This is a genomic window from Xanthomonas arboricola (assembly GCF_002940665.1).
In the GTDB taxonomy this organism is placed as follows: Bacteria; Pseudomonadota; Gammaproteobacteria; order Xanthomonadales; family Xanthomonadaceae; genus Xanthomonas; species Xanthomonas arboricola_B.
In genome coordinates this window covers 796,467-810,993 of record NZ_MIGY01000003.1, presented here as the reverse complement: position 1 = coordinate 810,993, position 14,527 = coordinate 796,467, and the positions used below count along the sequence as shown (strand labels likewise).

General features: G+C 66.3%; 15 protein-coding genes. 4 read left to right on the top strand and 11 right to left on the bottom strand.

The annotated features are described in order from the left end of the window. Window positions 1-12: 12 nt before the first annotated feature. Together XarjCFBP7645_RS17245 and XarjCFBP7645_RS17240 are read right to left on the bottom strand one after the other, a co-directional pair. Window positions 13-735: a hypothetical protein gene (locus tag XarjCFBP7645_RS17245; RefSeq protein ID WP_104538459.1), complete on the bottom strand. Its 723-nt coding sequence runs from the start codon at window positions 733-735 to the stop codon at window positions 13-15. A gap of 81 nt (window positions 736-816) precedes the next feature. After that, window positions 817-1,719 carry an SMP-30/gluconolactonase/LRE family protein gene (locus XarjCFBP7645_RS17240; protein ID WP_104538458.1) on the bottom strand — a complete coding sequence of 301 codons (903 nt, stop codon included), beginning with the start codon at window positions 1,717-1,719 and terminating at the stop codon, window positions 817-819. 265 nt (window positions 1,720-1,984) lie between these two features. Between XarjCFBP7645_RS17240 and XarjCFBP7645_RS17235 the strand changes: the two genes are divergently transcribed. Then, a complete protein-coding gene (locus XarjCFBP7645_RS17235; RefSeq protein ID WP_104538457.1) occupies window positions 1,985-3,094 on the top strand; it encodes a Gfo/Idh/MocA family protein in 1,110 nt (369 codons plus the stop codon). A gap of 271 nt (window positions 3,095-3,365) precedes the next feature. Here the strand turns inward: XarjCFBP7645_RS17235 and rlmM are convergent, their stop codons facing one another. From rlmM to XarjCFBP7645_RS17210, 5 genes are all read right to left on the bottom strand, one after another. Further along, complete coding sequence (rlmM, locus tag XarjCFBP7645_RS17230) at window positions 3,366-4,409, bottom strand: 23S rRNA (cytidine(2498)-2'-O)-methyltransferase RlmM (protein ID WP_104538456.1); 1,044 nt, start codon at window positions 4,407-4,409, stop codon at window positions 3,366-3,368. 36 nt (window positions 4,410-4,445) lie between these two features. Beyond that, the gene (locus XarjCFBP7645_RS17225; protein WP_024938261.1) at window positions 4,446-5,006 is read right to left on the bottom strand and encodes a nucleoside deaminase; all 561 of its coding nucleotides are present in this window, start codon (window positions 5,004-5,006) and stop codon (window positions 4,446-4,448) included. After that, on the bottom strand, window positions 5,006-5,422 hold the full coding sequence (locus tag XarjCFBP7645_RS17220) for a hypothetical protein (protein ID WP_104538455.1): 417 nt from the start codon (window positions 5,420-5,422) through the stop codon (window positions 5,006-5,008). Before XarjCFBP7645_RS17220 ends, XarjCFBP7645_RS17225 begins: the two co-directional genes overlap by 1 nt. Window positions 5,423-5,655: 233 nt before the next feature. Next, on the bottom strand, window positions 5,656-6,585 hold the full coding sequence (locus XarjCFBP7645_RS17215; protein WP_104538454.1) for a DMT family transporter: 930 nt from the start codon (window positions 6,583-6,585) through the stop codon (window positions 5,656-5,658). A gap of 224 nt (window positions 6,586-6,809) precedes the next feature. Further along, on the bottom strand, window positions 6,810-8,549 hold the full coding sequence (locus XarjCFBP7645_RS17210) for a glutamine--tRNA ligase/YqeY domain fusion protein (RefSeq protein ID WP_104538453.1): 1,740 nt from the start codon (window positions 8,547-8,549) through the stop codon (window positions 6,810-6,812). A 243-nt stretch (window positions 8,550-8,792) separates the two neighbouring features. Between XarjCFBP7645_RS17210 and XarjCFBP7645_RS17205 the strand changes: the two genes are divergently transcribed. Both XarjCFBP7645_RS17205 and XarjCFBP7645_RS17200 read left to right on the top strand, forming a co-directional pair. Next, a complete protein-coding gene (locus XarjCFBP7645_RS17205) occupies window positions 8,793-9,434 on the top strand; it encodes a glutathione S-transferase family protein (protein ID WP_104538839.1) in 642 nt (213 codons plus the stop codon). Between the two features lies 1 nt (window position 9,435). Then, the gene (locus tag XarjCFBP7645_RS17200; RefSeq protein ID WP_039409981.1) at window positions 9,436-9,666 is read left to right on the top strand and encodes a DUF2007 domain-containing protein; all 231 of its coding nucleotides are present in this window, start codon (window positions 9,436-9,438) and stop codon (window positions 9,664-9,666) included. Window positions 9,667-9,958: 292 nt separating this feature from the next. On the opposite strand, the gene XarjCFBP7645_RS17195 is transcribed toward XarjCFBP7645_RS17200, so the two are convergent. Continuing rightward, window positions 9,959-10,666: a helix-turn-helix transcriptional regulator gene (locus XarjCFBP7645_RS17195; RefSeq protein WP_104538452.1), complete on the bottom strand. Its 708-nt coding sequence runs from the start codon at window positions 10,664-10,666 to the stop codon at window positions 9,959-9,961. A gap of 180 nt (window positions 10,667-10,846) precedes the next feature. Between XarjCFBP7645_RS17195 and msrA the strand changes: the two genes are divergently transcribed. Then, window positions 10,847-11,497: a peptide-methionine (S)-S-oxide reductase MsrA gene (msrA, locus tag XarjCFBP7645_RS17190; protein ID WP_104538451.1), complete on the top strand. Its 651-nt coding sequence runs from the start codon at window positions 10,847-10,849 to the stop codon at window positions 11,495-11,497. 329 nt (window positions 11,498-11,826) lie between these two features. Here the strand turns inward: msrA and XarjCFBP7645_RS17185 are convergent, their stop codons facing one another. The 3 genes from XarjCFBP7645_RS17185 to rnk form a co-directional block, all read right to left on the bottom strand. Further along, window positions 11,827-12,396 carry a type 1 glutamine amidotransferase family protein gene (locus XarjCFBP7645_RS17185; protein ID WP_016900730.1) on the bottom strand — a complete coding sequence of 190 codons (570 nt, stop codon included), beginning with the start codon at window positions 12,394-12,396 and terminating at the stop codon, window positions 11,827-11,829. A gap of 341 nt (window positions 12,397-12,737) precedes the next feature. After that, window positions 12,738-13,706 carry a transaldolase gene (gene tal, locus XarjCFBP7645_RS17180; protein ID WP_104538450.1) on the bottom strand — a complete coding sequence of 323 codons (969 nt, stop codon included), beginning with the start codon at window positions 13,704-13,706 and terminating at the stop codon, window positions 12,738-12,740. Between the two features lie 75 nt (window positions 13,707-13,781). After that, window positions 13,782-14,204 (bottom strand): nucleoside diphosphate kinase regulator, encoded by a 423-nt coding sequence (rnk, locus tag XarjCFBP7645_RS17175; protein ID WP_104538449.1) that lies wholly within the window; start codon window positions 14,202-14,204, stop codon window positions 13,782-13,784. Window positions 14,205-14,527: the final 323 nt, after the last annotated feature.

The following is a 14,527-nucleotide window of genomic DNA, read 5'->3' as shown; positions in this document are numbered from 1 at the left end:
CGGTACGGCAGCTCAGCCGGGGATGAACGGAAACACGATCTTCAACAAGCCCTTCAGACCGCCCTCGGCAGTGCTGGCCACGGCCTTGGCGCCAAGGCTGTTGAGCGCGCGCCGTACATCGTCCCAGCGCACCTGCGCGATGTCCTTCTTCAGCAGGTCCGCCACTTCCTCGGCGGTTGGCGTGAGCTTTTGCAATTGGCGCACGGTGGCCTGCGGGTCCGGCTGCAGATAGCCCCAGCGTTCGGCGACTTTCAGCAGCGTGTCGAAGCGCACCGCGACCACTTCGCGATTGCGCTCGTACACCGGCAAGGCTCCGACATCCAGGATGGCCTGTTCGAATTGCTGCGCGTCGTCCGGGTGTTCGATGCGCACCGCCAGAAAGCCTTCCTTGCGGCTGCGTTCGCTGACGTGCTTGGCACCGGAGCGCAGATTGTCTTCGGTGAGCACGTTGGCGACGATACGCTGCATCGCCGCGTCGCCTTCCTCGGGCACCAGCGAGCGCCAGCGCGCATAGCCGTCGCGACGCAACGCCTTGACCTTGGCCGAGGTCACCCGCAGTTGCAGCGCGACCATCGCGTTGGAGCTGTTGCGCGAGATAGCGCCGTCGCGTTCGAGCAGCACGAAGATCAGCAATTCCAGATCGCGCTTGGTCAGCGATTGGAATCCCTGCAGCAGGGTCAGGCGCAGGAATTCGTTGCCGAAGGCCGCCGCGTCCTTGAGTTCGATCGGTTGCATGGGGAGTCCTCCACGGGTGACCTGCAGGATGCCAGGGCGCTGTTGCGCGACCTGAGAACCGTTGCGACGCGCGCAGCAGTTTCAGTGTCCGGTTTCGCGGCCCGGGCGATCGGACCTGAACGTTTCAACTGCGCCACGATCCTGCAAGGTCACGAACACCTGTTTGCCATCGGTGCCGCCGAAGGCGACGTTGCTGGCCTTGCGGCCCTTCAACACGACCGTGCGCAGCAACTTGCCCTGCGGCGAGACCACCGCGATCTGCCCGGCATCGTAGCGGGCGATATAGAGATTGCCGTCGGCATCGCAACGCATGCCATCCATGCCGAAGTCGGGGAAGCTGATCAGCAGGCGCTTGTTGCGCAGGCCGCCATCGAGGCGGTCGTAGACCCACACCTTGCGCGACACGCTTTCGTTGACGTAGAGATGCTTGCCGTCGGGGCTGACGTCCAGCCCGTTGGGCGTGGTCATGCCCGATTCCATCAACGCGACGACGCCCTCGCGGCTGATGTGCCACAGGCGGCCGCTGTTGTCTTTCCAGTTCGGATCGCTTGCATAGACGCTGCCATCGGGCGCAATCGCCAGATCGTTGGGGCCGTCGGCGTCGGGCAGCGAGGCGAAGGTGCTGACCGCGCGCGTCTGCAGGTTCACCTGCAGGATCTTGTGGCCGGTGTAATCGGCCACGTACATCGTCCCGTCGCGGAAGCGGATGCCATTGCCGGTGCTGCCGTCGGGCAAGGTCACGAAGACCTCTGCCTTGGCGCTGCCATCGGCGTGCAGGGCAATGCGCGCGATGGTGCCGTCCTTGCCCAGATTCACCGCGTAAAGCGCGCCATCCGGTCCGGCCGCAGGACCCTCGGCATTGTGGGTGAAGGCGCCATCGCCGATCAGGTCGCGCGCAACGAACGGCGCATCGGCAGCGACCGCAAGCGAGCTGGACAACAGTAGCGCCAATGGCAGGAAACGGCGGCGGGCGATGGCGGTCATGCGGCGTGCTCCGGATGGGATCGTTGCCAGTGTGCCAGAACGTGCGCAGCGGCCATGGCGGTAATCACGCACGATCAAGTAAGGTGCCCGGGCAGCATTGGCCGACGAGCGACCAACAGCAGCACTGCGCCCATCTGCGGGCAGTGCGAATGGGCCGCGGTGCGGCACGTGTCCACTGACACTCCGGTGCGAGTGCTGTCGTCGTCATCGCTGACGACCGCACGCGACGGTGTCAGCCGCTCTCAATCTTGCCAAGGAGGTTTGCATGTCCGTGGAATCGATCACACGTCGTCGTTTGCTCGCCGCATTCGGCGGTGCAGGCGTCCTGCTTGCTGCACCCGGCTGGGCATTGCCGAAGAAAAAGCCGGGCAAACCGCTCAACGTGGCATTGGCCGGCCTGGGCAGCTATGCCAGCGAACAGCTCGCGCCGGGCCTGGCATTGACCAAGCATTGCCGGCTGGCCGGCATCGTCACCGGCACGCCCGCGAAGATTCCGCAGTGGCAGGCCAAGTACGGCATCGCCGATCGCAACATCTACAACTACGAGAACTTCGACCGGATCGCCGACAACGACGACATCGACGTGGTGTACATCGTCACGCCGACCCATCTACATGCGCCGCTGACCCTGCGCGCGGCGGCGGCCGGCAAGCACGTCTGGTGCGAGAAGCCGATGGCGATGCATGCCGGCGAATGCGAGGCGATGATCGCGGCGTGCAAGCGCAACAAGGTGGCGCTGACGATCGGTTACCGCATGCAGCACGAACCCAACACGCGTCGCCTGATCGCGATGGCCAGCGACAAGCCGTTCGGCGCGATGCAGCGTGTGCGCGCCGAGGCCGGCTACAACGGCTATCACGATGCGACCAAGGCCGATCGTCCGTGGCGCTTGCGCTCCCAGTTCGGCGGCGGGGCGATGTACGACATGGGCGTGTATCCGCTCAATGCCGCGCGCTACACGGTGGGCAGCGAGCCGCTGGCCGTGACCGCCAAGCGCTGGACCGATCGTCCCGAATTGTTCGACGAAGTCGACGAGCATATGGACTTCACCCTGGAATTCCCGAACGCGGTGCGTGCACAGTGCAAGACCAGCTTCGGGAACAACATGAATGTGCTGCGCGCCGAATGCGAGCGCGGCTGGTACGAGTTGTCGCCGTTTCAGAGCTACCAGGGCGTGACCGGCAAGGCCAGCGACGGGCGCGTGTTCGACGCCAAGGTGCCGCACCAGCAGGCATTGCAGATGGACGAGGACGCGCTGGCCATCATCAACGGCACTCCGCTGCGTGCGCCCGGCGAAGAAGGCCTGCGCGACATCCGCATCGTCGATGCGATCTATCGCTCGGCCCGGGAGGGCAGCAAGCGGATCGTGCTGTGATCGCGCCTCGCTCCGTCAATCGATGGAGCAGGCCCGCCTGAGCCAGGCGAGCAGGCTGGCACGCACCAGCCTGCCACGATGAAGTCCCCACAGGCCCTGCAGTCCAGCACCGAAAGCGGCTGCCCAGCAATCACACCGGACTGCCATCAGCGCGACTGGCGCAGGTGAATCACCACACCAACTCACGCGATACCCGCCAGCACCCACAGCAACAACGCCACCAATCCCCCGCTTTTACGACTCCCGATTCCCCAATCCCGAATCCCAGCTCCTAACCCCGCATCGCCAGCACCGTGATCTCCTCACGATCGTGATACAGCTGCTTGGCACGCACGATCAGCGATTTCTCGGCCTGCTGCTCGAACAGGTCCAGGCACAGGCGGGTCTCGTCCCAGCGCTTTTTCATCGGCAGCTTGAGGTTGAAGATGGTGTTGCGGCACCAGCCTTCGCGGATCCAGGTGGCCATGCGTTCGGCCACGCGGCGCGGTTGCTCTACCATGTCGCAGACCATCCAGTCCAGCGCCTGCGCAGGCTTCCAATGAAAGCCGTCGGCGCGCAGATGCTCGACCAGGCCGGTCTCCAGCACATGCTCGCGTAGCGGGCCGTTGTCGACGCTGGTGACATGCAGGTGCTGGCGGGTGAGCACCCAGGTCCAGCCGCCGGGAGCCGCGCCCAGGTCGGCGGCGCGCATGCCGGGTTTGACCAGCGCTTCGCGTTCCTCCGGTGCGAGCAGGGTGAGCAGGGCTTCGTCGAGCTTCAGCGCCGAGCGCGATGGCGCCTCCGGCAACAGCTTCAAACGTGGAATGCCCAGAGGCCAGGGCGCGCTGTCGGCACTGTCGGCCACCGCCAGCAAGGCGTGGTCGCCATCGAGAAAACAGATATGCAGCCGTGCCAGGCGCGGCTGCGGCTTGTCGGTGAGCAGGCCGGCCTTGCGCAAGGCCGGGCGTAAGGCATTGCCGAAGCTGCGCGCCAGCCCTGCCAGCGGCTTGCCTGCGTCCGAATCCGGGTGCTCCACCCACAGATCGCCGAAACGCGGCTGGCCTTCCAGTGCGGCCAGGATCGGCGTGATGCGGTCCTTCGGGTCGATGCCCTTGAGTTCGGCGACCACCACCAGCTTCTGCCGCGCGAAGATCAGCTCGCGCCAGTGCAGCTTGGTGGCCAGTTGTGCGGCCTCATCGCAGACGAACAGCACATAGCCGTCGTTGCGCTGGGTACGCGCATAGCCGGCGATGCCGACGAATGCGGCGCGCGCGCTCAACTCGGCGGCCAGCTCCGGCTCGAAGCCCTGGCGGCAGTAACACAGCAGGCCGCTCATCGCGGTGCCCGGCGTGCGCGACCGCTGCGGGGCAGCTCAATAATGGTCACCGCCGCCCTCGCCATAGTTGCGCAGCACCGCGCAGGCCTGGTCGCGATGCACGTCGCGCACCACCTCGATGCCGCGGCGGGTGAGCTCGCCCACCCAGTCGGCAGGCAGCGGGCCTTCGTCGAATTCGGTCAGCGCCATCACGTCTTCGGCGCGTGCGCCGATCAGCAGGCGGTCGATGCCGGCCCACACCGTGGCGCCGTAGCACTGGCAGCACGGCTGCGCCGAGGTGGCCAGCGTCACCGGCGACAGCACATCGTTCAGACGCGGCGTCTGCAGGCGCTGCTGCGCGAGCATGTAGGCCATGTTTTCGGCATGCGCCAGCGAGGTGGTCTGCGGCACCACGCGGTTCACCGCCGCGGCGATGATGCGGTGGTCCGGGCCGAACACGACCGCACCGAACGGGCCGCCGCTGCGCTCTTGCACATTCATCCGCGACAGTTCGATTGCCAGCGCCACCTTGTCCTCGTCGCTGGGATAGGCGCGGCTGTCGTCGACATGCGCGTGGATCCAGTCGGGCAGCGTGAGGTGGACTTGCGCGTAAAGCATCAGTGGACCATTTCCGTAGAGGGGGGAGCGGGGCGCAGTGTATCGGCCTGGGCGTCCTTTGCGGCACATTGCCCGGCCACGCACTGGCAGGCGCTGATCTCGCGGAAGCCGCACACGCTCATCATGCCGCTGGCCTGGCACTGCGCCATCACGCCCTTGGGGTCGGTGGCACTGTCGACGTTGACGCAGGCCGGGAATGCGCCGCAGCAGTTGCCGACGTTCTTCACCGTGCAATCGGCGTCGGTGCGGCAAGTGGTCGTCACGGTGACCGGTTTGCCGGTTGCCGGGCCGCTGGCCGCGTTGGTCGCCGGAGTCGGCGTGGCCGTATCGGCCGGTGGTGCGGCCACGCAGCCGATCGACACACCACAGGCCAGCAGCAACAGCGTGCTCAGACACCGGGACAAAAGACGGGACATGCGGCCGCTCCGATCGGGACAGGTAAGCGGCCATGGTAAGCCCCGGATGTGCGCAATGCGGCGAGCGCTGGATCAACTGCGCAAACGCGCGGGGGCAGTATCCCGCGCGCGTTGCTGCGGTTGGCGCTGGCCAGGGCGCGGCATGTGATTGAAATACGCCTGCAGCGCATATGGCGGCGCTCCTGACGGCCACAGCCTGCAATCCAGGTTGGTGCGTGCATCAGGTGCCGGCGTCATTCCGCTTTTGCATGCAGTGCTGCGCACCACAGCACGCCGACCAGCAGGCAGGCGATGGCGGCCAGCTCCAACGGCGTGGGCAGGCGCATTTCCCAGGCAAAGCCGTACAGCAACGCAAAGATCGTTTCGAACACGATCATCTGGCCAACCAGGGTCAGCGGCAGCACGCGGCTGGCCCGGTTCCACAACGCGTTGCCGATCACCGAGGCCAGGATGCCCAGCAGCAGCGAAATGCCCCAGAAACTGGCCCAGTCGATCGGCGCATGTGGCGCGCTGCCGATCACTGCGACCGGCGCCAGCAACAGCGACAATGCGCCGGTGACGACGCCGGTCAGCAGCGACCAATCGCCACCGGACAGGTCCGGGCGCCGCCGCAGCCAGCGCGCATTGCCGATGGAGTAGGCCGACCACGACGCCAGCGCACCGAATGCACAGAGCAGGCCGGCGATGCGGGTGGCGCGATCGCTGGCGTGGTGACCGGCATCGTGTTGCACGGTGTCCACGGCGACCAGCGCCACGCCGATGACGCACACGACGCATGGCGCAGCCAGGCGTCGCAGTTGCACCGCGCCTGCGGCACGCGTGCCGATCACGGTGACCACCACCGGCAACAGGCCGATGATCAGCGCGGTTGCCGCGCTGCCCGCCCACTGCACCGCGCTGCCGAGCAGCACGTAATAGATCAGGTTGCCCAGCAGGCTCAGACGCAGCAGCGCCCACCATTCGGCGCGTCCGAGCCGTGCAGCGGTCTGGCGCGCGCGCGGTGCCAGCACCAGCGCCGCGACCGCCCCATACGACAGATAACGGGCGACGGCCAGTTGCAACGGCGTAAACGCCGCCAGCAATTGCGGCGCCAGAAACACCAGTCCCCATAACGCGCCTGCACCGATGCCACAGGCAACACCCACCATCAAGCGCTCACGCATCGTGCTGCTCCTTACCTGCCACGCAGCATGCAATGAAGTGCGGCACGCAGCTCCATTGCGCTTGTTCATTAACTCAGAAGACACCGCTCTGAAGCAGCGTCACTCTTGCTGCATCCCGCAGTGACAAGCATCCATCAGCGCGCCGATCGTCGCAGGCCGGGCCTCGCTACGGCTGCCTGCCGTCGTATCTGCACCGGAGGGCTGGCATCCGGCGCAGGCCCGGTTCACTTGGCCCAGGTGTCGCGCAGGGTTACGCTGCGGTTGAACACCGGCGTGGCGGCGCTATGGTCGCGGCGATCGGCAACGAAGTAGCCGGTGCGCTCGAACTGGAACGACTGCTCGGGCGCGGCCTGTGCCGCGCTCGGCTCCACATAGCCGCGCACGCTGCGCTTGGACTCGGGGTTGAGATGATCGCGGTAGGTCTTGCCCTCGGATTCGTCATCGGGCTTCTCCACCGAGAACAGGCGGTCGTACAGGCGGATTTCCGCTTCCACCGCATGCGCGGCGCTGACCCAATGGATGGTGCCCTTGACCTTGCGGTTGGCGCCTTCCATGCCCGGACGCGATTCCGGATCCAGCCAGCCACGCAGCTCGACGATCTCGCCGGCGTCGTTCTTGATCACCTCGTCCACGCGCGCAATGCCGGCGCCGCGCAGGCGGATCTCGCCACCGGGCACCAGACGCTTCCAGCCCTTGGGCGGGACTTCGGCAAAATCCTCGCGCTCGATCCACAGCTCGCGCGCGAACGGCACCTCGCGCGTGCCGAAGGATTCGTCCTTGGGATGGTTGGAGAAGCTCAGCGTCTCGCTGTGGCCTTCGGGCAGATTGGTCAGCACCAGCTTGAGCGGGTCGATCACCGCCATGCGGCGCGCCGCGGCCGCATCCAGATCCTCGCGCAGACAGCCTTCCAACACCGAGAAATCGATCAGCGAGTTCTGCTTGCTGATCCCCACCCGATCCACGAACAGGCGCATCGCCGCCGGCGTATAGCCGCGCCGGCGCAGGCCCTGCAGCGTGTACATGCGCGGGTCGTCCCAGCCATCCACCAGCCGTTCTTCCACCAGCGCGGTGAGCTTGCGCTTGCTCATCACCGTGTAGTTGATGTTCAGGCGCGAGAACTCGATCTGGCGCGGTTTGGCGGCCTCGCGCGGCAGGCCCTGGTCCAGCAGCGGCTGCAGCAGCTCCGGATGCGCGGCCAGGTCCACCTTGTCCACGCACCAGTCGTAGAGCGGGCGGTGATCTTCGAATTCCAGCGTGCACAGCGAATGGGTGATGCCTTCCACCGCGTCGCCCAGCGAATGCGCGAAGTCGTACATCGGGTAGATCGGCCACGCGTTGCCGGTATTCTGGTGCTCGACATGCTTGATGCGGTACAGCGCCGGGTCGCGCAGGTTGATGTTGCCGCTGGCCATGTCGATCCTGGCGCGCAGCGTGCGCGCGCCATCGGGGAACTCGCCGGCACGCATGCGCCGGAACAGGTCCAGGTTTTCGGCGACGCTGCGCTCGCGGAAGGGCGAATTGCGGCCGGGCTCGGTCAGCGTGCCGCGGTACTCGCGCACCTGCTCGGCGGACAGGTCGCAGACGAAGGCATGGCCATCGCGGATCAGTTTTTCCGCGGCCAGGTAATACACCTGGAAATAATCCGATGCGTGGCGCAGCTGCGCCCACTCGAACCCCAGCCAGCGCACGTCGTCCTGGATGGCGACCACGAACTCGGGGTCTTCCTTGGCCGGGTTGGTGTCGTCCAGGCGCAGATTGCACAGCCCGCCGAATTCGGAGGCCAGGCCGAAATCCAGGCAGATCGCCTTGGCGTGGCCGATATGCAGATAGCCGTTGGGCTCGGGCGGGAAGCGGGTGCGGATGACCGTGTGCTTGCCGCTGGCCAGATCCTCGCGGACGATCTGGCGGATGAAGTCTTTCTTCTCCGCCGGGGCGGTGGCGTCGGTGGCTAGGGTCTGGGACATGCGTGCATCAGCAATAGGTAAACCGCAAGTTTAGGCGGTGGCACGGGTTAGGGGTAGGCGGCGTGTCGGGCGCGGACAGCGAGCGTCGCCCGTGCGCGCTGGTCCCGCGTGCAAGCGCCGCACTACCGGGGCCTGCATCTGCTGACTGCACGCGGGACGGGCGCCATTGGCAGGCGGCATGCCGGGCTGGCCGGCACCGCCGACGGCGCGTACGCTGCGGCGATCCTTCGGAGTTCCCCACGCATGCCTTTGCCCCGCCTGGTGATCGGCGATAAGACCCGGTCTTCCTGGTCGCTGCGCCCGTGGCTGCTGCTGCGACATTTCCATGTGCCGTTCGAAGAGATCGCGCTGCCGCTGGATACGCCGCAATTCCAGGCCCGCATCGCCGGTTATTCGCCGACCCGGCAGGTGCCGGTGCTGTGGGACGACGCCTTGCATGTCTGGGACTCGCTGGCGATCTGCGAATACGTCAACGAACGCTGGCTGGATGGCCGCGGTTGGCCGGCCGGGCCGTCCGTGCGCGCGCAGGCACGCGCGGCGGCGGCGGAAATGCATTCGGGCTTCGTTGACTTGCGCACCCAGCTGCCGATGAATCTGGGCCGCACGCCTGGCCCGGCGCGCTGGGACGCGGCTGCCGAGCGCGACATCGCCCGCATCCAGGCGCTGTGGGCCAGCCTGCGCGCCGAGCACGGCCATGGCGGGCAGTTCCTGTGCGGCGACTTCGGCATCGTCGATGCGATGTTCGCCCCGGTCGCGCTGCGTTTTGCCAGCTACGGCGTGCCGTTGTTCGAGGCTGCCGGCGATTACCTGGCCGCACTGGATGCGCTGCCGGCACTGCGCGAGTGGAAGCAGGACGCCGAGCGCGAACGCCTGGAGCGTGGCTGACATGCAGATCGCGTACCGCGCCAGCCACATCATCGACGCACACCTGGCCAAGCACGCACTGGAAGATGCCGGCATCACTGCATTCGTGTTCGGCGAGTCGCTATTGGGTGGTGCCGGGGAACTGCCTGCCTTCGGCGTGCTGCAGGTCTGCGTGGCCGACCTGCACCTGAGCCAGGCGCAGGCGGTGTTGGCGGACATCGGCCTGTGCGGCGAGGTCACCCGCGCGCTGTAGCGGCCAGACGCCAGGGCAGTGCCTGTCGTAGGAACGCACCTGGACGCGATGAGGCGCTCCTGGAAATGCCCGTCGTGCCCAGGCGCGCTCCTATGAGGGAATTGCTCGAGACAGCACGCATCACATCGCCACTGGCGCCACCCTGGCGGTGCTGCAGCTGTCGGCGGCGATATTCCGCCGCTCCACGCTGCAGATCGCGATCAACCCGGCCGCCAGCGGCAGCAGGTCAGGGGCAGCGCCGCCAGGCTCCTGCCGATGGTCGGCCAATCGTTGCGGTGCACCGCCAATGCCTTCATGGCGCCAGTCCGGCCTGGACCGCGTAGACCGCGGCCTGGGTGCGATCTTTCACCTCAAGCTTCTGCAGGATGCGTTCCACATGCACCTTGACCGTGCCCGGAGAAATCCCCAGTTCAGCTGCGAGCGTGGCATTGGTCAGGCCACGCGGCAGCAGTGACAACACCTGTTTCTCGCGTTTGCTGAGCGCGCCAAGGCGGTCGTCCTGGATCGGCTTGCGCCGACGCGTGGCAGGCGGTTTTGCCGGTTCGGCCACCATCGCCGGCAGCAGCAGGGCGAAGGCCTGCAACGCCTGGACATCATCGTTACCTGGGACGGGACGGTTGTCGTTCCAGGCCACGCACAGCATGCCGAGAGTGCTGCCCAGCGCATGGATCGGCACCTTGGCCTCGCAGGTATCGGCCGGGCGCGTTGGCATCAGCCAGGCCGCTTCATGGCTGTCGCCGGCTACGCTGGCTCCGGAGGGCAATGCGTGGCCGCGGCTGGCCAGCACCTGCGCGCGTGGCCCGCGTTGTGCCAGCACCGCGCCATGTTCCAGACCCAGCAGGAGCAGCACCCGGCCCAGCACCGCATCACAGGCCTGCTCCGGCGTCCGTGCCTGGCGCAGCGCCACCGCGGCTTCGCACAGCGCCTGCCAGTGCGCGCTGTCGGATGCCTGGTGTGGTGACGCCGGACGCCAATCGCCAGTATCGGTGAGGGTTTGCATGGGCTAGCTCTAGGCCGATCAGCATATTCGAGTATATGCCAGCCGGCAACATTGTTGGGGTCGCTTGGTTTCGATGTTGAGCTTGGACCAGGAAGTAATGCCGTATTGGCCGAGGTGGCTTGAAAGCCGCCACGGCCGGCGCCATCCAGCAGGCAATCCTCACACCTGCGGAGTTGCACCATGCTGGGAATCGGCGCTTTCAAACAACGCATGCCACGTCCGGGCGAGGCGTTACCCGGACGCGAGCAAGCACTGCCGCTCCACAACACCCACCTGATCAACGGCCACCCGTTACGCGGGGAGTTCTCCGGCCTGGCCCAGGTACAGTTCGGGCTCGGCTGTTTCTGGGGCGCAGAACGCAAGTTCTGGAACCTGCCAGGGGTGTACACCACGGCGGTGGGTTACGCCGGCGGCGAAACACCCAATGCGACTTACGGCGAAGTGTGTTCCGGGCAGACCGGCCACACCGAGGCGGTGTTGGTGGTGTACGACGAAGCGTCGGTGTCGTTCGCACAGTTGCTGCGCACGTTCTGGGAAAGCCACGACCCCACCCAGGGCATGCAGCAGGGCAACGACGTCGGCACCCAATACCGCTCGGCGATCTATTGCACCACGCAGGCGCAGTACGACGCCGCGCTTGCCAGCCGCGATGCGTACCAGCAGCAACTGGACGCAGCCGGGTACGGCGCGATCACCACAGAGATCCGTTTCCCGGCGCCCACGTTCTATTACGCCGAAGACGACCACCAGCAATATCTGGCCAAGCATCCCAATGGCTACTGCGGGCTTGGCGGAACGGGAGTGAGCTGCCCGATCGGGCTGGATGCCTGACGGAAAGGCAGGCCGGATTGAAGCGCTGCCATCCACGTGATCGTGGCGGCGCGCCGGTGGCTGACAGTGGCCGGTAGCGTCATCACGATCGGGCAGCGCATGGGAGTGCATGCCGGGCAAGGTGAAGGGCAACGTCGGAAACGACGTCGCCATCTTTTTTTGCCGCGTGCGCAAGACGCGCCAGCACCGCCCCGTGTGGCTGAGAGGCGAACTGGCCCAGCGGATCATTGCGGTCAATCCCTACAGCCAGTCGGTGCAATGGATCGGTGCGGCGACTCAGTGCGTCCAGTCAGTGCAGCCAGTGCGCCAGGCGTGCCTGAACCGCTGGGTCAGACGAACTCTCCGGCGAACATGCCGCGCAGCTGGGCCAGCATGTCGGTGCGTTCGGGATGCAGCAGTCGCATGCAGGCAAGCGCGAAGCCGACCGGGCTTGTGCCGGGTGCGGTGATCACGCCATCGGCGGTCACCACCTTTTCGTGCCGGTATTGCGCGGCACCGGCGTACGGCACCACGTGTTCCTGCAGGAAGGCCAGCGCGTTGCTGGTATGCGCGCGCTGGTCGAGCAGGCCGGCATAGGCCAGGGCGATGGTGGCACCGCAGATCGCCGCGACCGGACGCTGGTGCTGCACGCGCTCGACCAGCAGGCCGCTCAGGCCGGGGATTTCGCCGGCCTGCCAACGCTCGCTGCCAGGCAGGATCCATAGATCGGCGTCCAGCGGCGCCAGATCGGAGAGGGCGAAATCCGGGGTGATGCGCAGCCCGCCGATCGACTGCACCGGCTGACCGTCGATGCTGGCGATGGCGACCTGGTCGCCGAACCATTCGCGCGCCGCCGGCAGGACAACGCCAATTTCCCAATCGGCCACGCCGTCGACCATCACCACTGCAATGTTTGCCATTGTCCGCTACGCCAGTTGAGGAACCCGGATTCTAGGCAGTGCGGGGTGCGCGGGTGTAAGCGACGTGTGCAGAGCCACATCGATCCGCGCACTGATCAGGCCAAGACGCGCGCATGCCAGCTCAGTGGCGGCTGCGCAGGCGTCAATGCGCCCGCCAGCTCAGCGGTGCCCAGAAAGTACGGTAGCCCAGGCCGGCAGCCGCAGTTTCCAACGCCAGCGTCGCAGGCCAGTGTTGCCTTACGCGTCATGGCTGCGGCGTGCTGTGCAGCCAGACTGCAAGAACCAAAACGCCCACAGCCATCAGGCTGCAGGCGTTGGTATTGCGACCCGCGGCGTTGCAATCAGCCGGCGAGCTTGTCGGTGATGGTCTTGCGCAGTGCCTGCAGATCCTTGGCAAAGGCGTCGATGCCGCTGGCCAGCTTTTCGGTGGCCATCGGGTCGGCTGCCAGATCGGTGGCGAAGCCGTCGCTGTCGATCGGGACGATCTGCGCATTGTCGGGCTGCGCAGGCGAGAGCTTGCGCGGCAGCTCGCCGTGTTCGGCGTCGAGCTTTTCCAACAGCTCCGGCGAGATGGTCAGGCGGTCGCAACCGGCCAGGGCTTCGATCTGCGCGGTGGAGCGGAACGAGGCGCCCATCACCACGGTGGACGAGCCACGCTGTTTGAACGCGTTGTAGACCGTGCGCACGAACACCACACCCGGGTCCTCGTCGATGCTGGCCGGGGTCTGTCCCTGGGCGACGTAGTAATCCAGGATCCGGCCGACGAACGGCGAGATCAGGAACACGCCGGCTTCCGCACAGGCCAGCGCCTGCGAGCGGTTGAAGATCAGGGTCAGATTGCAGTCGATGCCTTCGCGCTGCAGCTGACGCGCGGCTTCAATGCCTTCCCAGGTGGCCGCGATCTTGATCAGGATCTTGTCCTTGGACACGCCACGCTCGGCATACATCGCGATGAACTTGCGCGCCTTGGCGACGGTCGCCTCGGTGTCGTGTGCCAGGTCGGCATCGACCTCGGTGGAGACGCGGCCGGGCACCAATTCGGCCAGCTTGACGCCCAAGCCGACGGTGAGGCGGTCGGCCACTTCGTTGACGGTGCTGGCGCGGTCTTCGCCGCCGTGCTCGCGGCCCCAGGCCAGCTCGCGCTCGATCAGATCGGCATACACCGGCAGGTCCAATGCTTTCTTGACCAGCGTGGGATTGGTGGTGCAGTCGACCGGCTTCAGACGTTTGATGGCGTCGTAGTCGCCGGTGTCGGCAACGACGACGGACAGGTCACGCAACTGGGCAAGCTTGGAGGCAGATGCAGTCATGCGGGTTCTCTCGAATCGTGGAACGGGTCGTGGATAGGACACAGCGCGCTACGGTAGCGCGCCTGGCGTGGGAAGTCAGGCGTCGCCCAGTGCATGTTGATCATGTACGGCGCTCACGCGCAGACGCAGGTCGCGCCCATCGGGGGTGCGCCAGTCGATGCTCTGACCGACCGACAGCCCGAGCAGCGCGCTGCCGACCGGTGCCAGCACCGAGATGCGGCCCTGCTGCACATCGGCCTCGTGCGGATACACAAGGGTGAGCGTATGTCGTTCGCCATGCAGCGCATCTTCGCAATCGATGCGGGAGTGCATGGTGACGACATCGCCGGGAATCTGGTCGGGCGGCACGACGCGTGCACGGCCCAGTTCGTCACTCAGCGCGGTGGCAGCCGGGTGCTTGTTGAATGCGGGGGAATCGAGCAAGGCCTCAAGCCGGGCGAGGTCGTGGCTGGAAACCAGGATGGACGGCGGCAAGCCGCTGTGGTGCTGCGAAGTCATGACAATCTCCTTGACGACTACGGCTCGCCAACATGGCAAGCGTCACTCACCAGATGAGGGCGCCATTGCCCGATCGCAATGCATGGCGAGATGGCGCAGCGCACGGCAGCTGTCGGGTATGGCAGGCGTGGCACCGCAAGTAACGGGCCGTGGCCAGCGCATCAGGCAGGCAGCGTTGCAGCGCCCAGGTGCGTGCCATCTGCCATCACCCAGCGACTGACTTGAAGTGCCTCGTGGGAGTCCACCACGTGCCAATGACGCCGCAACCGCCATGTGCTTCCAGATACATCGCGTCATAACCACCCACCAAACAAAAAACGACG